At 58.3% G+C, this 20,764-nt stretch carries 18 protein-coding genes and 1 tRNA gene; 14 read left to right on the forward strand and 5 right to left on the reverse strand.

Annotated elements, in window-relative coordinates; translation table 11 throughout:
• The first annotated feature begins 23 nt into the window (after nt 1–23).
• The 3 genes from ACQZ45_RS06730 to ACQZ45_RS06740 all read left to right on the forward strand — a co-directional run bounded on the left by ACQZ45_RS06730 (nt 24) and on the right by ACQZ45_RS06740 (nt 4,569).
• Nucleotides 24–1,034 (forward strand): flagellin N-terminal helical domain-containing protein, encoded by a 1,011-nt coding sequence (locus ACQZ45_RS06730; protein WP_003515059.1) that lies wholly within the window; start codon nt 24–26, stop codon nt 1,032–1,034.
• A gap of 591 nt (nt 1,035–1,625) precedes the next feature.
• Nucleotides 1,626–2,969: a flagellin N-terminal helical domain-containing protein gene (locus ACQZ45_RS06735; RefSeq protein ID WP_035252026.1), complete on the forward strand. Its 1,344-nt coding sequence runs from the start codon at nt 1,626–1,628 to the stop codon at nt 2,967–2,969.
• 262 nt (nt 2,970–3,231) lie between these two features.
• A complete protein-coding gene (locus ACQZ45_RS06740; protein ID WP_003515057.1) occupies nt 3,232–4,569 on the forward strand; it encodes a flagellin N-terminal helical domain-containing protein in 1,338 nt (445 codons plus the stop codon).
• 195 nt (nt 4,570–4,764) lie between these two features.
• Here the strand turns inward: ACQZ45_RS06740 and ACQZ45_RS06745 are convergent.
• Nucleotides 4,765–4,839: transfer RNA gene (locus tag ACQZ45_RS06745), tRNA-Thr, on the reverse strand.
• 155 nt (nt 4,840–4,994) lie between these two features.
• Between ACQZ45_RS06745 and ACQZ45_RS06750 the strand changes: the two genes are divergently transcribed.
• The 10 genes from ACQZ45_RS06750 (at nt 4,995) to ACQZ45_RS06795 (ending at nt 11,898) form a co-directional block, all read left to right on the forward strand.
• Nucleotides 4,995–5,261, forward strand: coding sequence for a hypothetical protein (locus ACQZ45_RS06750; protein WP_003515056.1), 267 nt, complete (start codon nt 4,995–4,997; stop codon nt 5,259–5,261).
• 102 nt (nt 5,262–5,363) lie between these two features.
• The gene (gene murA, locus ACQZ45_RS06755; protein WP_013635466.1) at nt 5,364–6,656 is read left to right on the forward strand and encodes a UDP-N-acetylglucosamine 1-carboxyvinyltransferase; all 1,293 of its coding nucleotides are present in this window, start codon (nt 5,364–5,366) and stop codon (nt 6,654–6,656) included.
• A gap of 115 nt (nt 6,657–6,771) precedes the next feature.
• The gene (locus ACQZ45_RS06760; protein WP_003515054.1) at nt 6,772–7,212 is read left to right on the forward strand and encodes a DUF2948 family protein; all 441 of its coding nucleotides are present in this window, start codon (nt 6,772–6,774) and stop codon (nt 7,210–7,212) included.
• A gap of 131 nt (nt 7,213–7,343) precedes the next feature.
• Nucleotides 7,344–8,642, forward strand: coding sequence for a histidinol dehydrogenase (gene hisD, locus ACQZ45_RS06765; RefSeq protein WP_003515053.1), 1,299 nt, complete (start codon nt 7,344–7,346; stop codon nt 8,640–8,642).
• 3 nt (nt 8,643–8,645) lie between these two features.
• The gene (locus ACQZ45_RS06770; protein ID WP_003515052.1) at nt 8,646–9,119 is read left to right on the forward strand and encodes a UPF0262 family protein; all 474 of its coding nucleotides are present in this window, start codon (nt 8,646–8,648) and stop codon (nt 9,117–9,119) included.
• A gap of 2 nt (nt 9,120–9,121) precedes the next feature.
• The gene (locus ACQZ45_RS06775; protein ID WP_013635463.1) at nt 9,122–9,610 is read left to right on the forward strand and encodes an arsenate-mycothiol transferase ArsC; all 489 of its coding nucleotides are present in this window, start codon (nt 9,122–9,124) and stop codon (nt 9,608–9,610) included.
• 210 nt (nt 9,611–9,820) lie between these two features.
• Nucleotides 9,821–10,039: a translation initiation factor IF-1 gene (gene infA / locus ACQZ45_RS06780; protein WP_003493814.1), complete on the forward strand. Its 219-nt coding sequence runs from the start codon at nt 9,821–9,823 to the stop codon at nt 10,037–10,039.
• Between the two features lie 34 nt (nt 10,040–10,073).
• Complete coding sequence (locus tag ACQZ45_RS06785) at nt 10,074–10,697, forward strand: Maf-like protein (RefSeq protein ID WP_003515050.1); 624 nt, start codon at nt 10,074–10,076, stop codon at nt 10,695–10,697.
• A 3-nt stretch (nt 10,698–10,700) separates the two neighbouring features.
• Complete coding sequence (gene yacG, locus ACQZ45_RS06790) at nt 10,701–10,928, forward strand: DNA gyrase inhibitor YacG (protein WP_003515047.1); 228 nt, start codon at nt 10,701–10,703, stop codon at nt 10,926–10,928.
• A gap of 148 nt (nt 10,929–11,076) precedes the next feature.
• A complete protein-coding gene (locus ACQZ45_RS06795; protein WP_003515037.1) occupies nt 11,077–11,898 on the forward strand; it encodes a DUF6030 family protein in 822 nt (273 codons plus the stop codon).
• 27 nt (nt 11,899–11,925) lie between these two features.
• Here ACQZ45_RS06795 and galE read toward each other — a convergent pair whose 3' ends face one another.
• The 3 genes from galE to mscL all read right to left on the reverse strand — a co-directional run bounded on the left by galE (nt 11,926) and on the right by mscL (nt 15,032).
• Nucleotides 11,926–12,957: a UDP-glucose 4-epimerase GalE gene (galE, locus tag ACQZ45_RS06800; RefSeq protein ID WP_113291991.1), complete on the reverse strand. Its 1,032-nt coding sequence runs from the start codon at nt 12,955–12,957 to the stop codon at nt 11,926–11,928.
• 327 nt (nt 12,958–13,284) lie between these two features.
• Nucleotides 13,285–14,451 (reverse strand): pyridoxal phosphate-dependent aminotransferase, encoded by a 1,167-nt coding sequence (locus ACQZ45_RS06805; protein ID WP_019564317.1) that lies wholly within the window; start codon nt 14,449–14,451, stop codon nt 13,285–13,287.
• A 152-nt stretch (nt 14,452–14,603) separates the two neighbouring features.
• A complete protein-coding gene (mscL, locus tag ACQZ45_RS06810; protein WP_003515034.1) occupies nt 14,604–15,032 on the reverse strand; it encodes a large conductance mechanosensitive channel protein MscL in 429 nt (142 codons plus the stop codon).
• A 216-nt stretch (nt 15,033–15,248) separates the two neighbouring features.
• Between mscL and ACQZ45_RS06815 the strand changes: the two genes are divergently transcribed.
• Complete coding sequence (locus tag ACQZ45_RS06815; RefSeq protein ID WP_113291992.1) at nt 15,249–18,758, forward strand: hybrid sensor histidine kinase/response regulator; 3,510 nt, start codon at nt 15,249–15,251, stop codon at nt 18,756–18,758.
• 55 nt (nt 18,759–18,813) lie between these two features.
• Here the strand turns inward: ACQZ45_RS06815 and ACQZ45_RS06820 are convergent, their stop codons facing one another.
• A complete protein-coding gene (locus ACQZ45_RS06820) occupies nt 18,814–20,661 on the reverse strand; it encodes a methyl-accepting chemotaxis protein (RefSeq protein WP_113291993.1) in 1,848 nt (615 codons plus the stop codon).
• Nucleotides 20,662–20,764: the final 103 nt, after the last annotated feature.

Below are 20,764 nucleotides of genomic sequence, written 5' to 3' on the forward strand. Positions count from 1 at the left end.
GTAAAAACAAGGGACAAAATACTATGGCAAGCATTCTCACCAACGCCTCCTCTATGGCTGCTCTCCAGACGCTGCGTTCGATCGGCAACAACATGGAGACCACGCAGGGTCGTATCTCGACCGGCCTGAAGGTAGGCTCCGCCTCCGACAACGCCGCTTACTGGTCCATCGCGACCACGATGCGTTCGGACGCTTCGGCGCTCTCCACCGTTTCTGACGCACTCGGCATCGGCGCAGCCAAGGTCGACACCGCGTACTCCGGCATGGAAGCGACGATCAAGGTCGTTCAGGAAATCAAGGACAAGCTGATCCTTGCCCAGGACCCGACTGCCGACAAGAAGAAGATCCAGAAGGAAATCGGCCAGCTCCAGAAGCAGCTGACGTCGATCGCCGACTCCGCGACCTTCAACGGTGAAAACTGGCTGAAGACGAAAGCATCCAACGACGGCGCAGCATTTGCTGCCGGTACTGACGATGCGGCTATTGCCAACCTGAAGAAGCAGGTTGTTGCTTCCTTCACCCGTGACTCCGCTGGCGCCGTCAAGGTTCAGCGCGTCGATCTGCAGCTCAGCGGCTCGAACGTTCTGTTCGATACCGGCGCTGTAACAGACGGCAAGGGTACGGGCATCCTCGACAAGGCAGCTGTCGCAGATGGCGTTAAGCAGTCGGTTTCGAACCTCGATATTTCCGACCTGAGCATCTACAAGGGCGCTGGTGCCACCATGCTCGGCACTGCCGCTGCAACGGACAACGACATCCTCGACAAGCTCATCACCCACGTTGACAAGCAGCTTGAAACCCTCAACAGCGCTGCTGCCGATCTGGGCGCGGTCTCCAACCGCATCTCGATGCAGGGCGACTTCGTTTCCAAGCTGACGGCAACGATGGAAAAGGGTATCGGCCGTCTGGTTGACGCTGACATGAACGAAGAGTCGACCCGCCTCAAGGCTCTGCAGACGCAGCAGCAGCTGGCAATCCAGGCTCTGTCGATCGCCAACAGCGACTCGCAGAACATCCTGTCGCTCTTCCGTTAATCGGACCGAAAATTACAAAAGTCGAGCCGCGCCCGAAAGGGCGCGGTTTTGCATTTGTGGAGTGCTCCGCAAACGGGAAGATTTCGTTTACCATCCTTGCTTTGAAAGCATTTACCACGATTTGAGCGAAGCGCCGGGAGCGCCCTGAAATTAGGGAATTGGAAAGCACCGGCTGTCAGATTTTGGGCATGGACAGGCGGATAGCCGCTGGCCTGAATGACACAACACGCAGGATCGCAAGCGGAGGCTGACTGTCTTGCAATTGCGTGAAACAGGCAAACGTGACGGAGGCTGACCCAAGCGTATTGCCCTTTTACCAAAGCCGCATCCGGAAACGGGTGCGGCTTTATTATTTTTTAAACATTTCAGGCTACGCGCGCATGCGCGCGAAGATTGCATAATAAAATCTCAGCGTGTGCATTTTTTTGCGACCCTTAGCTCTTCATTAACCATATGGAGGTTAGCTAGAGCCATCGAAACGGCGAGCTAACCATTAAAAATCAGCAGGTTAGCAGGCATGATGCTGTGCGCTGTTCCCGGTGAGACCGGAATGTCCCTTCTTTAATCAGCCATTCAAGGGGCAAATTTACTATGACGAGCATTCTCACTAACGTAGCAGCTATGTCTGCACTCCAGACCCTGCGCTCCATCGGCCAGAACATGGAAACGACGCAGGACCGCGTGTCTTCCGGCCAGCGCGTCGGCGAAGCTTCCGATAACGCCGCTTACTGGTCGATCGCGACCACGATGCGTTCCGACAACGGCGCTCTTTCCGCTGTTCAGGACGCCCTCGGCCTCGGCGCCGCAAAGGTCGACACTGCCTATTCGGGTATGGAATCCTCCATCGACGTCGTCAAGGAAATCAAGAACAAGCTGGTTGCCGCCCGCGAACCCGGTGTCGACAAGTCCAAGATCCAGGAAGAAATCACCCAGCTGCAGGATCAGCTGAAGTCGATCTCCAGCTCCTCGTCTTTCTCCGGTGAAAACTGGCTGCAGGCAACCGTCAGCAACGGTGCTGGCGAACTGAAGAACGTCACCAAGCAGATCGTTGGCTCCTTCATCCGCGACGCTGCCGGCAACGTGTCCGTAAAGACCGTCAACGTTGACCTGAGCCGTAACACGGTGCTTTTCGACACGTCTTCGGGCGCTGCAAAGGACAAGCAGGGCGTCCTCGACTCCTACGCCTATTTTTCTTCCACGGGCAGCTACAAGCTGTTCGAAATCACCAATGACTCGGACGGCGTAGGCGCCGCCCAGCCGGTGACCAAGGTTGCAGCAGCCAAGGTTTACACTGAAGCCCAGCTCAAGGGTCTGAAGGAAGCAACTGCCGGCACCGCCGTCACCTTCACCACCGCTGCTGCAACGGGTATCGTCACGATCGCTAACGCCGATGCGACAGCCCCCGACGTCAACGGCACCTACTTCAATCTTGGCAACGACCAGTATGTGAAAATCAACACGACTGCGCCGACCTCGCCGGCAACCAAGACCAACATTGCCGTTGGCCTCGACGGCACCACCAAGATCTACCTGGAAGAAGGCGCAACCGCCCAGCTCGCAACGCAGCTCACCTACTCCCTGACGTCTCTGGACATCACCAAGGACCTGACCGGCACGTTCAAGAACAGCGACGGCTCGGCAGTCTCGGAAAACCAGTACCTCGACGCCATGGTTTCCTTCGTTGACAAGCAGCTCCAGAGCATGACGTCCGCCGCTGCCGACCTCGGCTCGGTCAAGATGCGCATCGAACTGCAGGAAAACTTCGTCAACAAGCTGACCGACTCGCTCGACAAGGGCATCGGCCGTCTCGTCGACGCTGAAATGAACGAAGAATCCACGAAGCTGAAGGCTCTTCAGACCCAGCAGCAGCTGGCTGTTCAGGCCCTGTCGATCGCCAACAACGACTCGCAGAGCATCCTGTCGCTCTTCCGTTAATCGGAAAAGACATCGCCAAAAAATCGAGCCGCATCCGAAAGGGTGCGGCTTTTTCCGTCATGGTTAAGAGAAATTATTATTTCCTAATTTTTATTAACAACAGTTTAGGCTTTGTTAACCATTCGGGCCCTAAAACCTAGCCATCGAAACGATTGGTTAACCAAGACGAAAAAGAGGTTAACAGGCATCAAGCCGCGCGATCGTTACCGGCGGCAATCCGGAATGTCCCTTTTCATTTAAGCCAATCAAGGGGCAAATAATTATGACCAGCATTTTGACGAACGTCGCGGCAATGGCCGCCCTTCAGACCCTCCGCGCAATCGGCAGCGACATGGAAGAAACGCAGTCGCGTGTCTCCTCCGGCCTGCGCGTCAAAACCGCCTCCGACAACGCCGCCTACTGGTCTATCGCGACCACCATGCGTTCGGATAACGGTGCTCTTTCCGCTGTTCAGGACGCCCTCGGCCTCGGCGCCGCAAAGGTCGATACAGCCTATTCCGCCATGGAAACCACTGTCGATGTCGTCAAGGAAATCAGCAAGAAGCTGGTTGCCGCCCGCGAGGCCGGCGTCGACAAGGCAAAGATCCAGGAAGAAATCCGTCAGCTCCAGGACCAGCTGAAAAGCATCGGCGAATCCGCCTCCTTCTCCGGCGAAAACTGGCTTAAGGGCAAGATTAGCGACGCATCCGGCAACCTCACCCCGATAACGAAGCAGATCGTCGGCTCCTTCATCCGTGACGGCGCGGGCAATGTTGCAGTCAAGACGATCAACGTTCAGGTCGACAACAAGACTGCCCTTTTCGATACCTCGACCGGTGCGGCGAAAAACGGTATCCTCGATAGCGCCGCCTATTATTCCGATACAGGCTCCCTGCGCAATTTCGAGATTACCACGACCACACCCGCAGGTGCTGCCACAAACACGCCCTCTACCGCAAAGGTGTTCACGCAATCCCAGCTTCTGGGTTTCCCCTCGGGGACGACGACCACAGTTTCTGCTCCAGACGCAGTAACCGGCCTCGTAACCGTTGCTGCGGCGACAACCGCACGAAACAACGGCACCTACTTCAAGATCGGCGAAAACGCAGCGGGTGAAGCCCTCTACGTAAAAGCCAACAATACCGCGCCGACGCCTGCAGGCACCACTGTAACGGCAATCGGAACCGGCGGTTCGTCCAATAACAATATTTACCTCGAAACCGCCGCCGCAGATTCCCAGATGGCACAGAAGCTCGGCTACTCGCTGATCGATCTCGACATCACCAAGGATCTCAGCGGTTTGCTGGACGCCAAGGGCCAGCCGCTGACGGACAATGACGGCCTCGACAACATGATCCAGTTCGTCAACACCAAGCTGGAATCGCTGATCAGCGCGAGCGCCGATCTCGGCTCCATCAAGATGCGCCTCGATCTTCAGGAAGATTTCGTCAACAAGCTCACAGACTCCATCGACAAGGGCGTCGGACGTCTCGTTGATGCCGACATGAACGAAGAGTCCACCAAGCTGAAGGCTCTGCAGACCCAGCAGCAGCTGGCAATCCAGTCGCTCTCCATCGCCAATACCAGCTCCGAGAATATCCTGTCGCTATTCCGCCAGTAAGCGGCGCCCGTTGGCTACGGGCGGTTTCGTCCCGCTCTGGCAGCAACAGAATATTCGGAAATGGAAACCGCGCTTCGCAAGAGGCGCGGTTTTCACATTTACCGAGACCAGTGCAGAATGCGCGAAAAAGCAAGCCGACATCGTGGACAAGACCCACCGGCACGTTGCGTAAATTTCTGATTTTATTGGGGAAAATGGTGCTGCTAGAGAGATTTGAACTCTCGGCCTCTCCCTTACCAAGGGAGTGCTCTACCCCTGAGCTATAGCAGCATCCGGTGCCGAAGCGTTTGCTTCAGCATCAAGCGTGGCGGCCTATTGCCATAGGTTTTTGACGAGCGCAAGTCGCAAAACGATATTCTTCAACAAGCGGGGCAAAAAAGCGTTCCCCCTGTTGAAAAACGTATTTTTCGGATATTGCTGAATTTATGAACGAACATCATGACAAACAGGCAAAGGCGGCGTTTTCCGTGAACGCTTCAGAAGACCCCGTTGCCGTTGCGGCAAGCGGCAACGCGCAGGCAGGACCCGGCGAGAAGGCGCGGCAACGCGAGGCGGAGCGCAAGGCGCGGGCAGCGAAGAAGCTGCGTGAAAACCTGCAGAAGCGCAAACAGCAGGTTCGCGCGCGCCGGGCCGGCGATGCGGATGAGACGATTGGCCTGCCTGCCGCAAAAACGGACGAATCATCCTCATAGAGAATTCACCAGCATCATTTGAAACGCCGCGGAAACTCGTCTAAGGACGCGCATTTCCGCAAGGCATGATTAAGAAAGGCGGGCAAAGGCCCGTAGGGACGCATGGATCGCATCAGAATTACGGGTGGTAACAAGCTCAACGGCATCATTCCCATCTCCGGCGCGAAAAACGCCGCCTTGCCGTTGATGATCGCTTCGCTTCTGACCAGCGATACGCTGACGCTCGAAAACGTGCCGCATCTGGCGGACGTCGAGCAGCTCATCCGTATTCTCGGCAATCATGGCGTCGATATTTCGGTCAATGGCCGTCGTGAAAGCCAGGGCGAAGCCTATTCCCGCACGGTCCACTTCACCTGCCGTACCATTGTCGATACCACCGCACCTTACGAGCTGGTTTCCAAGATGCGCGCCAGCTTCTGGGTCATCGGCCCGCTTCTGGCCCGTGAAGGCCGTGCGCGCGTTTCACTGCCCGGCGGCTGTGCCATTGGCACCCGTCCGGTGGACCTGTTCATCGAGGGCCTGCAGGCGCTTGGCGCAACGATGGAGATCGATGGCGGCTATATCAACGCCAGCGCTCCAAAGGGCGGCCTGATCGGCGCTGTTTATACCTTCCCGAAAGTCTCCGTCGGCGCGACGCATGTGATGCTGATGGCCGCGAGCCTTGCAAGAGGCACCACCGTCATTCACAACGCCGCCCGCGAACCGGAAGTCGTCGATCTAGCGCACTGCCTGATTGCGATGGGCGCGAAGATCGAGGGCGCTGGCACCTCCACCATCACCATCGAGGGCGTCACATCGCTTTCCGGCGCACGCCACCGGGTGCTGCCTGACCGTATCGAGACCGGCACCTATGCCATGGCCGTTGCCATGGCTGGCGGTGATGTGGTGCTGGAAGGCACGCGTGCATCGCTGCTCGACAATGCGCTGGACACGCTGCGGCTTGCCGGAGTGTCGATCAGCGACACGGAGACCGGTCTGCGCGTCGTGCGCAACGGCAACGGCATTCAGCCGGTCGATATCGTCACCGAACCCTTCCCCGGCTTCCCTACCGACCTTCAGGCGCAGTTCATGGCGCTGATGACCCGGTCGCAGGGTGTATCCCACATTACCGAAACCATCTTCGAAAACCGCTTCATGCATGTGCAGGAACTGGCCCGTCTCGGCGCGAAGATTTCGCTCTCCGGGCAGATGGCCCGTATCGAAGGCGTTACCCGCCTGAAGGGTGCGCCTGTCATGGCAACCGATCTGCGCGCCTCGGTGTCGTTGGTCATTGCGGGACTGGTGGCGGAAGGCGAGACCATGGTTTCGCGCGTCTACCACCTCGATCGCGGTTTCGAACGGCTTGAAGAAAAGCTCACCCGCTGCGGTGCGCTGGTCGAACGCGTCAGCGATTGATCCTTTCATCGCCGCTCATTCGTTTTCTCCCCGTTGCAGAGCGGGCCGCGACTGCCTATTTCCTGTACAAGGAATAGACATTGCGGGCGCGGCCCCGCGGAAAAGGAAGAAAACGATGAGCGGCCTGAAATTGCTCGCGCTGGATACTGAAGATCTCTCCGTCATTTCGACGCACATGCAGGACAGCGTCTTCAAACTGAAGGACGTTGCATTCGAGGCAAAGCAGGGCCAATTCACACTTTCCGCCAATCGTTTCGTCTGGGAAAGCGCGAATAAGAAGAACCTGCCGCCGGAGCGATGCCGCAGCGTGGTTTTCCTGAAGCGGGTCTCCGCCGTCCGCTCGCACGGCATCAATCGCAGTGATAAGGAACAGGTGCTTTCGCTCCTTGCAATCCGCTTCGTGCAGAACGGCGAAGGTCCTGATGGCGCCGTCGAACTGACGCTTTCGGGCGGTGGCGCTATCGCACTCGATGTCGAATGCATCGAGGCGCAGCTGACGGATGTGAGCGGCGCCTGGGAAACTGCCGCCAAACCGCATCATCCCGATAGCGAATAAGCTCTCCACGCCATTGCAACGGTTGCCTTTCGTCACTGTTTCGATTTATGCCACATACCAGAGCCGCATTTTTCTGCGGTGAGTTCGTGCACCTCGCGGGATCGCCGCGAGGAAAATGAGAGGGTAATGGCGTGGCAATCTGGCTGGAGCGGGCATCGGCTGATTTCGAACAGAAATTTGCTGCCTTCCTGACAACCAAGAGGGAAGTTTCGGAAGACGTCAACGCGACCGTTCGCGACATCATCGATGACGTCCGCAATCGCGGCGATGCGGCCCTTGCCCACTACTCCATTAAATTCGACGGCATCGATTTCTCGAAGGTCTCGATGCGGGTGACAGCGGAAGAGATCGATGCGGCCGTCGCAGCCGTTGACAGAAGTGTCATCGAAGCTCTCGAACTCGCAGCCCGGCGCATTGAAAAACACCATGCGCGGCAGATGCCGAAGGACGATATCTACGAAGACGAGATCGGTGTGGGCCTCGGTTCACGCTGGACGGCGATCGAGGCTGTCGGCCTTTATGTGCCCGGCGGCACCGCGAGCTATCCAAGCTCCGTCCTTATGAATGCTGTCCCCGCCAAGGTTGCCGGTGTCGAGCGTATCGTCATGGTCGTGCCGGCGAATGGCGGCGTGATAAACCCCGCCGTTCTTGCCGCCGCGCGCATCGCAGGTGTTGAGGAAATCTACCGCATTGGCGGCGCACAGGCCGTGGCTGCACTCGCCTACGGCACGGAAACAATCACGCCTGTCGCCAAGATTGTCGGCCCCGGCAACGCCTATGTGGCGGCCGCGAAACGGCATGTCTTCGGAACTGTCGGCATCGACATGATCGCCGGGCCTTCCGAAGTGCTTGTCATTGCCGACAAGGACAACGATCCGGACTGGCTGGCCGCCGATCTTCTGGCGCAGGCGGAGCATGACCGTGGCGCGCAGTCCATTCTCATCACCGACAATGCCGAACTCGGCAAGGCGGTGGAGGCGGCGGTGGAACGGCAGCTGAAACGGCTGTCGCGCGCCGAGACGGCAGCGGCGAGCTGGGCAGATTTCGGTGCGATCATTCTCGTCGAAAAGCTCACCGATGCCATTCCCTTGGCCAACCGCATTGCGGCCGAGCATCTGGAGCTTGCCGTTGACGATCCGGATGCGCTGATGGCGCACATCCGCAATGCCGGCGCGATCTTCGTCGGGCGCCATACGCCTGAGGTGATCGGCGATTATGTCGGCGGCTCCAACCACGTTCTGCCGACTGCGCGCTCAGCGCGCTTCTCTTCCGGCCTTTCAGTGCTGGATTTCGTCAAGCGTACCTCGATCCTGCGTCTCGGGCCTGAGCAGCTGCGGCAGCTTGCGCCGGCGGCGATCACCCTTGCCCGTTCGGAGGGGCTGGACGCGCATGCGCGCTCCGTCTCCATTCGCCTCAACCCGGAAAGTTAAGAGATGGCTTCAGGCGATTTCCGGCTCTGCGATGTGGTTCTGGACGATAGCATCGGCCGGTCCACGCCGGACGTGGAGCATGAACGTGCCGTCGCCATTTTTGATCTGATAGAGGAAAACACGTTCGAACCATTCGGCCATGAGGGCGGTCCATACCGGCTGCACATATCGCTGGTCGATGCCAAGCTGGTTTTCTCGATCAAGACCGAAGACGAGAAGGATGTCTCGACCCATATCCTGTCGCTGACGCCGTTCCGCCGCATCATCAAGGATTATTTCCTGATCTGCGAAAGCTATTACGAGGCGATACGCTCCTCCACTCCAAGCCAGATCGAGGCGATCGACATGGGCAGGCGGGGCATTCACAATGACGGCTCGCAGACTTTGATGGACCGGCTTTCCGGCAAGATCAAAATCGATTTCGATACTGCGCGCCGTCTTTTCACCCTTGTCTGTGTGCTTTATTGGCGGGGTTAGAGATGAGAGATCCCGCCACGGCTCCAAATGGGGGACAGGCTCCCAAATCGGTCCTCTTCATGTGCGGCATGAACTCCATCCGTTCTCCCATGGCCGAGGTCATCGCCAAACGACTGGTGGCGCCCGGCATCTACATCCAGTCGGCCGGCGTGCGGGCGGGCGAGCGTGACCCCTTTGTGGATGCAGTGCTGGAAGAACAGGGATTTTCGCTCGGCAAACACAAACCGCGCACATTGGACGAGATCGAGGATGATTTTTTCGATCTGATCATTACATTGACACCCGAAGCTCATCACGCAGCACTTGAACTGACACGCTCGAACTCGCTCGACGTTGTCTATTGGCCAACCATGGACCCAACCGTCATCACCGGCACGCGGGACCAGATTCTGGATGCCTATCGCGAGGTGCGGGACCATCTTGCCAGGCTGATTGCCGAACGCCTGCCAGGTAGGCCGCAGCCGGCGGCGGATACGCTTTCAAAAGACTGAGGTTGAGTGTCCGTTTCGATCGTACCAGACACTTCAAACGCCGCACAGGACAGGCATTTATTCGATCCGCACCTCTGACCTGGCGAAAATCGGTTCCGATTTTCGCCGTGATGCTTTAGAGGTTCACAAATGTGCCGGGATTGTGTAGTTTCCGCGCAATTTTCCCGGACACGACAGGTCCGGCACTATCAACAGGAAGAAAACCCTTACATGACAAAAGAAGAAGTCCTCGAATTCCCGGGCATCGTAACCGAATTGCTGCCGAACGCAACATTTCGCGTGAAGCTTGAGAACGAACACGAAATCATCGCCCACACGGCGGGCCGCATGCGCAAGAACCGTATCCGCGTTCTGGCGGGCGACAAGGTGCTGGTCGAAATGACGCCTTACGACCTGAGCAAGGGCCGCATCACCTATCGCTTCAAGTAATCCGTTTTCGGCATTCGGAAGCCCGGGCAGCGCAATGACCAACTCAAAACAAAAGCTCGTTCTGGCATCCGGTTCGCCGCGGCGTCTGGAACTGTTGCACCAGATCGGCATCGAGCCGGCACGTCTGATGCCGATGGATATCGACGAAACGCCCGTAAAGCTTGAGCATCCGCGCACGCTGTGCCGTCGCCTGTCGCTACAGAAGGCCGAGGCTGCGCATGCGGCGCTGAAGAGCGAGCAGACGTGGAAAGACGCCTATGTTCTCGGCTCCGACACCGTGGTGGCCGTGGGTCGCCGCATTGTCGGCAAGGCGGAATATACCGAGGAGGCTTCCGCAGCGCTGCATCTTCTCTCGGGGCGCAGCCATTGGGTCTATACCGGCATCTGCCTTGTGACGCCCGGCGGCAAGATCCGTCAGAAGGTTGTGGAAACCAAGGTGCGTTTCAAACGCCTTACCACGCGCGAGATCGACGCCTATATCGCCTCCGGGCAATGGCGCGGCAAAGCCGGGGCCTATGGTATCCAGGGCATTGCCGGCTCATTCGTGCAGAAACTGACCGGCTCCTACACCAATGTCGTCGGCCTGCCGCTGTATGAGACCATGTCGCTTCTTTCCGGTGAAGGATTCGAGGTGACGTCGGGCTGGCTCGAAGGATAGACCATGACAAAATCATCTCCTGAAGGTTCGGGAAATGTCACGCCGCTTCGGAAAACGAAGCCATGTCCGGAGTGCGGGCGGCCCTCGACACGGGAAGACTATCCGTTCTGTTCGGATCGCTGCCGCTCGCTCGATCTCGCCCGCTGGCTGAACGGTTCCTACGCCATTCCTGTCGCCGACGACGAAAGCAGCGCGGACGAGCAGGACTCGTTCAAAAATTCCTCCGAATAACGTTGCGCCGCCGGAAAATCCGGCGGTGGAATACAGAATATTTTTAATGACCTTCAGCTCGCAGTATATTCACCGGGTTACCGACAGCCCGAAAGCCATATCAAAAACCGGTTGACGCCCCTCCCCCGGCAGCCATTAGGGTTCCCCGATGGACGCAAGCCTGCAAAAAAGAGTAAGGCCTGGCGCGCTGCTGTTTGCGGTGCTGGCAGTTTGTCTTGCCATATTGTCAACGGTGCTGCTTGCCAATGACAAGAAACATCTCAAAAGCCTGCTGAGCTATCTCAACCTTGCGCCTGCCACACGCTCCGCCGAGCAGCCAGCCCGGATGAAGCCCGTCAAGCGGCAAAAGGTTACCGCCCAAAAGCTCAATCTACCGCCGCATCTGCTGAAATTCGAGCAAGGCGGCGACAGGGCATCCTTTGCCCGCGACTTCGTTCTGTCCGGCAAGGACCTCTGCGACCGCTTTACCGCGGCGGGCTTTTCCAACCCGCAAGGCTGGCACGCAAGCCCGGTGAAGATCCGCAATTTCGAATGCATGGCCGATCTTGTGGTCGGGGACACGGCGAACGCGTCGGAACGTGCATCGCTTTTTCTCGACATCAGAGGCGAGGCGTCCGACGAGGTTCGCTCTATCAGGATGAAAGTGGTTGCGCCGCAAACACCTGATGGTGCCGTTATTCTGACGAAGCTTGAGGACGCGTTGGCGATGATCATCGAGCAGACCCGCTGGGCCGACCTTGCCAGCATGCTTGAGCCGGCACGCAGGCTGCAACCCTATCAGGCAGAGCATTTCGGTATTTCGGTCTCCCTAAAGCCGGAGCCGTCTGCGCCGCATCGGCTGAACCTGATTTTGCTGGCAACGGAACAATTGCCGGGACTGAAGCTCACGCGCAGCTTTTTCGACAGCGAGAAATGGCTTCCCGCTGCCACTCTTTCGGATCGACCGGTCCTCTATTTTTCCGTCAGGTAGAACCGCATCCCGAAAACCAACGGCCGCTCAGCCTATCGCTGCCAGTTTATGCCGCCCAGGCAGAATCCTGTCGCTTCGCTGGGCTTGGCGTTTGGCCTCCCACTGAAGGGCCGTGCGAACGATGGTTGTGAGATCATTGAAACGCGGCGACCATCCGAGTTCCGACTGGATGCGGCTCGAATCCGCAACCATCGCGGCAATGTCGCCGGCGCGGCGGGGACAATGGATAACCGGGAAATCGTTTCCGGATTCCCGCTGCACGGCATGCAGCACGTCCAGTACCGAATAGCCGACGCCATAACCGCAATTGAGCGTTCGGGTGCCGCCACCAGCACGCAGATGCGCCATGGCGAGCATATGCGCGTCGATCAGATCGCTGACATGGATATAGTCGCGAACGCCGGTGCCGTCAGCGGTCGGATAATCGGTTCCGTACACCTCCACTTTGTCGCGCCGGCCGGTTGCCGCTTCGCACGCTACCTTGATGAGGTTCGCCACACCCGTGGGGGACGGCCCGGCACGGCCCTTCGGGTCGGCGCCGGCAACATTGAAATAACGCAGCGCCACATAGTTGAAATCATGTGCCTGCACGACATCGCGCAACATGATTTCTGAGGCGAGTTTCGACAGGCCGTAGGGATTTTCCGGGCTGAGAACTGCCGTTTCCGGCACCGGGCCATCAAAGGGTTGGTTCCCATAGACCGCGGCAGTTGAAGAGAAGATGAAATTGCGGATACCATGACCGACTGCCGCCGCAACAAGGGCGCGGGTCGTGCCGGTATTGTTTTCGTAATATTCCAGCGGCTGGCTGATCGATTCAGGGACGCTGACGGAGCCAGCGAAGTGGAAAATGGTCTCGATCTGGTTTTGTTCGAAAATCTGGCCGAGCAAGTCGCGATCGGCGACGTCGCCGAGATAGAAACGCGCCGCTGGCGCGACCGCCCAACGTGATCCCGTCGAAAGACGGTCGACAACAACGACGTCTTCACCGGCGTCGAGCAAAGCCCACACCATGTGGCTTCCTATATAACCGGCCCCACCGGTGACCAGAACAGCCATGACATTACTTCCCTGTTTGCTTTTGTTGCGTCCATCAAAGCCAATAATTCTTCATCATTGATTACTTGCACAGCAAATACCCCACCTATCCCTCGCCCCCTATGAAAAGGTGGCTTACGATTGGTTAGCGCAATGAAGTGTGTTTTATTTATTAGATGAAAATGTTCTCATAAATGGAACACAAGGCGCATAGCACAGAAAAGCCCGCACGTCGATTGGTACGCCGTGAGGTTGTAGTTTTAGCGACTCGCCATGATTCTTTTGGCAGAAAATCTGCCTGCCGCGGCCAAATTCGGCGCGGCAGGGCGGGCTATCGCAGGATCGCGGTTATCTGCCGAGAATATAGGACGCAAGCCGATCGGCTGCGTCTTCGATCTGCTTTGGGTTGCGCAGGAAGCAGGCACGGAGAAACAGCTCTCCGCCTTGGCCGAAGGCGGTGCCCGGCGCGAGGCCGACGCCGGTCTTGTCAACGATATCCAGAGCCGTGGCGCGGCTGTCGGTCACGCCGTCCACCTTGAGGAAGGCATAAAGAGCGCCATCCGGCTTCAATGTTTCCACGCGGTTCGTCGCGATCAGCGCATCGCAGAGAATGTCGCGGGATGTCAGAGCGCGTTCGTAGTTCTCGCGGACGAAACCGTCACCATGGTCGAGAGCCGCGACTGCGCCGCGCTGCATGAACTGCGCCACGCCGGAGGTGGAATATTGAATAAGGTTCTCGATCACCTGCCCGATGACGGGTGGCGCCACAAGCCAGCCAACACGCCAGCCCGTCATGGACCAGTTCTTCGAAAAAGAATTGGCGAAGACGATTTTGTCATCCGGTTCCATCACGTCGAGGAACGACGGCGCACGGGTGCCAGTATAGTGATAAAGTGCGTAAATCTCATCCGCCACGATCCAGAGGTCGTGCTTGCGGGCGAGTGCCAGAACATCGCGAAGATTGTCTCGCGTTGCGGTCCAGCCGGTCGGGTTGGACGGCGTGTTGATAAAGAGCGCCTTCGTCTTACCGGTGATCGCACTTTCCAGCTTGCCGATATCGAGATCCCAGCGACCATCGTGGAAATCGATGCCGGCTGCGACCGCCTTTGCGCCCGCCACGCCGATGGCGGCAACAATATTGGGCCAGGTGGGCGTGAGATAGATCATCTCGTCGCCCGGCGAGGTCAGCGCCTGCACCGCAAGCGCAATCGCCTGCATGCCGGAACCTGTTACGTAAAAATGATCTGCGGATAGAGAGGCTGAAAAGTGACGCTCGTAGTAGCTGCTGAGCGCCTGGCGCAATTCGGGAATGCCGCGTTGCCAGGTATAGAAGGTCTCGCCATTGTTGAGCCCGTCGATGGCCGCCTTGTTGATGAAGTCCGGGCTTGGCAGATCGCCTTCGCCGACCCAAAGCGGCAGAAGATTGTCCCGTCCCCGGGCATAATTTACGACCTCGACAATGCCGCTCTCGGGAGCCGCCAGAGAGCGCGCACTCAGACTGTTCAAAATGGACATTAAAGACACTCCGTTTGGTGTCTTCTTATCGCATCGAACGGGCGATATGCATGATATTCCGTGCAACAGTCATGGATTTTCTTTATGGATGGATGCCCGGCGAGAGGGAGCTGACCCATGGTCAGCAATATCGCGCCGGGACAATCTAAGCTTCAACGCGTCTTCAGCAGATCGCGGATTTCGGTGAGAAGCTTGACGTCTTCCGGCGGCGGAGCCGGTTCCGACTTTTCCTCGATCTTTTTCCGGTCGACAGAAGCGCGAAGCTTGTTGACGCCTTTGACCATCAGGAAAATGATCCAGGCGAGAATGAGGAAGTTGATGAGGACCGTGAGAAAGTTACCATAAGCGAAGACAGCGCCCTGATCGCGCGCGGCGGCAAGCGAGCTGGCGGTGACGCTGGAACTGAGTGGCAGGAAGTAGTTCGAAAAATCGAACCCGCCGAAAATCGCACCGACGATCGGCATTATAAGGTCGTTGACGACGGAATCGACGATCTTGCTGAACGCCGCCCCGATAATAACACCCACGGCCAGATCCATGACATTGCCACGGGCAATGAAGGTTTTAAATTCGTTAAGCATCAGATGGTCCCTCTCCTGCTTCGCGAGCTGAAGCTATGTGACTGTCCCTACGGGTTCAACCATATAGATTCCCTGTCCCATTTGGAATTCGTCAAGATTGCATTTATTAGGCTTTTTGCACGGTAGTCTTGAACTTTATGATCAGACCGCGCTCATTCTCAACGGCCCGGAATTCGCCTATGCTCGTTTTCAGGGATTGTTGCATGGGGAGGATGCGTGCTTCCTGGGTGGATCATATTCGGTTCGGCCTTCGCTTATGTCCTGCTGCTGTTTGCGGTTGCAAGTTATGGGGACAGGAACAGCCGGAAAAGAAACGCTCCCAAAAAGGGGCGGCCGTTCGTCTATGCGCTTAGCCTGGCGATCTATTGCACCTCCTGGACCTATTTCGGCGGCGTCGGGCTTGCGGCGGACAAGGGGCTGGAATTCCTCGGCATCTATACCGGGCCGATCCTTGCCTTCACCATTGGCATGCCGATCATTCGCCGGATCGTGGAGCTTGCCAAAACCGAAAAGCTGACGTCGGTTGCCGATTTCATTGCCGCCCGCTACGGCAAGAACTCCACCGTGGCGATGATTGTCGCCATCATCGCGCTTGTCGGCGCCATTCCCTATATCGCGCTGCAATTGAAGGCCGTTTCCAGTTCGGTGGCGACGATGGTCGATCCCGGCGATTACGGCATTGGCAGCGGCAACCTCTATTTCCTCGATCTACCGCTGCTCGTCACCATCGTCATGGCGGGCTTCGCCGTCATGTTCGGCACGCGGCATACCGACGCGACCGAACACCAGGACGGGCTTATTCTGGCAATTTCGATGGAATCGCTCGTCAAGCTCGTCGCCATGTGCACCGTCGGCTTTTACGTTCTGTTCGTCCTATTCGACGGCCCCTCGCATTTGTGGGAACTTGCGTCGGGCAATGAACGGGCCATGCGGGCCATATCCTATCACACGCCCATCAGCCGCTGGATCGTGATGACCCTGCTTTCCGGTTTCGCGATCATCCTGTTGCCGCGCCAGTTCCATGTCACCGTGGTTGAAAATCGCACGCCGGAAGAGCTGCGCATGGCGGGGTTCCTGCTGCCGCTTTATCTGATTGCGATCAACATCTTCGTGCTGCCGATAGCGCTTGCCGGAATTTTGACGCTCGGCGCCAATGGCAACGCCGATCTTTACGTCCTGCAATTGCCGCTTGCGCATCAGATGCCGGTCGTTTCGCTGATTACCTTCATTGGCGGATTTTCAGCGGCGACCGCCATGGTGATCGTTGCCTCGGTCGCGCTGTCGATCATGATTTCCAACGATATCGTCATGCCGATCTTTTTGCGGCAGAAGCTGTTGAACCGTTCGCCGCACCGGGACAACTTCGCCAAAACGCTTCTCAACATCCGCAGAACAGCGATCTTTGCGGTGATGCTTCTCGGCTACGGCTATTACCGTGCGGCCGATAGCGCCACCGGGCTTGCCTCCATCGGCCTCCTGGCATTTGCCGCCATCGCCCAGATGGCACCTGCACTTTTCGGCGGGTTGTTCTGGCGGCGCGCCAATGCGCGCGGTGCGATTGCCGGTTTGAGTTCAGGCTTTTTTGTCTGGGCCTACCTGCTGTTTCTGCCAAGCTTCGGCGGGCCTGATAACTCAGAGGTCGCGGCCACCGTTCTCGGCTTCCTCTTCTCTGGCAGTACGGTCTTCAACGGTCCCGAGGCCGACCCTTTTGTGAACGCGGTCATCCTCAGCCTGCTCGTCAACAGCATGGCTTTCGTGCTTGGCTCGCTTTCACGCAACCCGCGACCGGTTGAGCGCATCCAGTCCGGCATCTTCGTGAAGCGCCATTCGAAATCACAATTCGCCACGCGCGGCTGGAAAACCCGCGTCAGCGTCGGCGATCTCAAAAGCGCGATTGCCCGTTATCTCGGTGAAGAGCGCATGCTGCGCTCACTGGCGACCTATGAAAAGACGGCGGGCAGGAAGCTCAATGACGACCAGCCCGCCGACATGGCGCTGATCCATTTCTCCGAACAATTGCTAGGTAGCGCCATCGGCTCCTCCTCAGCCCGTCTCGTGCTTTCGATCATTCTCCAGAAGGCGGAGGACACTAGCGCCGACACGGCCTGGCTGCTGGACCAGGCAAGCGAGGCGCTGCAATATAATCAGGACATGCTGCAAACGGCGCTGGCGCAGATGGACCAGGGCATCGCCGTTTTCGACAGCTCGCAGCAGCTGACGATCTGGAACCGGCGCTTCCGCACCCTTCTCGATCTACCTGAGCAATTCGGGCAGGTGGGGCTACCGCTGACGGACATCGTTTCCATGCTGCAGGAGCGCGGCGACATGCCGCCGGGCGACACGGAACAGCTGATCACCAGTTTCCTGACCATGGACCTGCCTTTCTCGCTAGTGCTTGGCGGCGGTGAGCGCATCATCGAAGTGCGCTCCAACACCATGCCGGACAAGGGTATCGTCGCCACCTTCACCGATATCACGCAGAGAGTGGCGAGCGATCAGGCACTGAAACAGGCCAATGAAACGCTGGAGCAGCGGGTGGCGGAGCGCACCGTCGAGCTTACCCGCGTCAACCGCGAACTTGCGGAGGCAAGGGCATCGGCCGACGAGGCGAACATCGGCAAGACACGGTTTTTTGCTGCCGCCGGCCACGATATCCTACAGCCGCTGAACGCCGCGCGGCTTTATTCCTCCTCGCTGGTCGAGCGGCTTGGCGCCTCGGGGGAAAGCGATCTCGTCCAGAACATCGATTCGGCGCTCGAGTCGGTAGAGACCATTCTCGGCGCGGTGCTCGATATTTCCCGCCTCGACACCGGTTCGATGAAAGCGCGCATGACATCGGTGCCGCTGAACGAGCTGCTGAAACGCATCGAAACCGATTTCGCGCCGATGGCGCAGGAAAAGAACCTCGATTTCGTGGTCATGCCCACCTCGCTCACCGTCCGCTCCGACCCCAACCTGTTGCGGCGGCTGATACAAAACCTCGTCTCCAATGCCATCAAATACACGCTGAGTGGCAAGGTCATCGTTGGCGCGCGCCGCCGGGGAGGCGATGTCGTCATTCAGGTGACGGATTCCGGCATCGGCATTCCCGCATCCAAATTCCGCACGGTTTTCAAGGAATTCGCTCGGCTGGATGAGGGTGCAAAGACGGCCTCCGGCCTCGGACTTGGCCTTTCCATTGTCGACCGGCTGTCGCGCATGCTGCACCATCCGGTACAGCTGATTTCCACACCCGGAAAAGGTACGACATTCCGTATCCACCTGCCGCGCGAGGCAGACCGCCTGACGCCAGCCAAGGCCGCTGGCGGGATGGCCAATGCGGTGGCGAGCGACCGGCTTGCCGGCGTCAGGGTACTCTGCATCGACAACGAGCCGAAAATCCTCGAGGGCATGACGTTATTGCTGACGGGATGGGGCTGTGAGGTCTTACCCGCAGGTTCGGTGGCCACACTCGAAGAACCGTTCCTGGCAATGTCAGCGGTGCCGGATGTCATCATTGCCGATTATCATCTCGACGACGGCGACGGTATCAGCGCCATCCGCCTGATCAGGACATTCTACGGCAAAACGATCCCTGCCCTGCTTGTGACGGCGGACCGCAGCCCGGAAGTGCGCAGCGATGCGGAAAAATATGGGATTTCCGTCCAGCATAAGCCGGTCAAACCGGCGGCGCTGCGGGCCTATATCAACCAGATATCCAGCACGGCCCGCGCGGCGGCAGAATAAAAAATCTCCCGGACCTTGCGATCCGGGAGCTCTTCGACTTTCAAAAATTCTACTGTCAGGCCGCGCGGCTCAGTCGATCCTGGCCGGCCGCCGAGCCCTGCTCCATCTGAAAACGCTGAACCAGATCGAGCAACGCTTCCACTTCGCCCGACAGCACCCTGCTGGCTGCGCTCGACTGTTGGGCAAGCGCCGCGTTCTGCTGGGTCATCTGGTCCATCTGGTTGACGGACCCGTTGACATTGTGGAGCGCGGAGGACTGATCCTGCGTCGCCGTCGCGATGGTTTCGACATGCTGGCTGACGGCGACAATCTGATGGCTGATGGCTGAAAGAACCGTGCCCGCTTCCTGCACCAGCTTCGATCCGGAGCTCACCTCATGCGTTGACTGGTTGATGAGCTGCTTGATTTCACGGGCCGCGTCTGCGGAGCGTTGTGCAAGTTCACGCACTTCCTGCGCCACGACCGCAAAACCTTTGCCCGCCTCGCCCGCACGCGCAGCCTCGATGCCGGCATTGAGGGCGAGAAGGTTGGTCTGGAACGCGATGTCATCGATGACCTCGATGATCTGCTCGATCTTGCGCGAGGCGTCTTCGATACGGCCCATGGCGTCCACGGCATTGCTGACGACCGAACCGGAACTGTCGGCGCTCTGTTTGGTGATGCGGACGGCCTCGTTGGCTTCGCGCGCCCGCTCGGCCGACGATCTGACCGTTGCGGTGATTTCCTCGACAGCGGCTGCCGTCTCTTCCAGCGAGGCCGCCTGATTCTCCGTGCGCTTCGACAGATCGACCGACGATTGCTCGATTTCAAAACCGCTATGCTGGATGACCAGGGTGCGCTCGCGGATTTGCCCCAGCGCATCGCGCAGGTTGAGAAGGGATTCGTTGAAGTCCGTGCGCAGACGATCCAGACGGCCGTTAAAGGGTGTCTCGATCGTGCGGCTCAGATCACCGCGCGAAAGCCTGCCGAGGCCGGACGCGATCTCGCTGACTGCGAATTCGATCTGGCCGTCCAGCTCCTGCTTCTCGGCATCGTTGCGGTGACGCTCCGATTCCGCCACGGACCGTTCCTCGGCGCTTTTGCCCTCGATCGCGAGTTTCTCAAGCGCATTCTCGCGGAATATCACGAGAGCGCGGGCGATGTTGCCGAATTCATTGGTATTGGTGGCATAGGGGATCGGCGTATCGAGATTGCCGTCCGAAAGGGACTTCACCGCATCGGTAAGCTTGCCTAGAGGCTGCAGGGTGCGCCGGATGACGAAATAGGCGAGCAATCCCACGCCGACCATGGCGAGCGCGCCACAGATCAGCATCAGGTCGCGTAGGCCGAAAATCTGGGCTTCGTAGACGGCCATGGGAACGCCCACGAAAAGAATACCGACGGTTGCTCCGGACTTGTTGAGAACCGGCATGTATCCGGTCATGTAATTGGTGCCGAAAAGCGTGGCGGCGCCGAAATAACCCTCACCCTTGGAGACCTTTTCGAAAGCGGGATGGTCGGTGGCGAGCTTCGTGCCCGCTGCTCTCTCGCCCTTTTCGTTCTTCAGATTGGTGGTCATGCGAATATAATCGCCGGCCTTGGCTTCAAAAACCGTCGCGATGCCGCCATTACCGGCAGCCGTGCGGTCGACGAGATCATTGTCGCGCAGTGTCCCGATGCTGGCGCGGCCGATACTCTTGAGCTCTCCATCCACCATTTCGAGGGCCACGCCGCCGACCTTCATCTCGTAAAGGATCGCCATGCCGCGCATCGCGCTGTGCGTGTCACGCAGCGCAGTGGTGATGATATTGTCCTTCAGGCGAATGTATGTCGAAAAACCAACTGCCGCGACGCTGAGCGCAATCAGGCCGATCGTCAGCACGACGACCTTACCCGCAACGGACTTAAAGAGCCGGTTGTGCATGAAACAGTTCCCCAAAACCAAACTTATAAAAGTTCTAGTTGGCAACTGTTAAAAAAACGCGAAGTACCGATAGCAGCTTTTAGAGTGGATTACACAAGCCGCG

The organism is Agrobacterium sp. 16-2014-1-2a, from assembly GCF_053522705.1.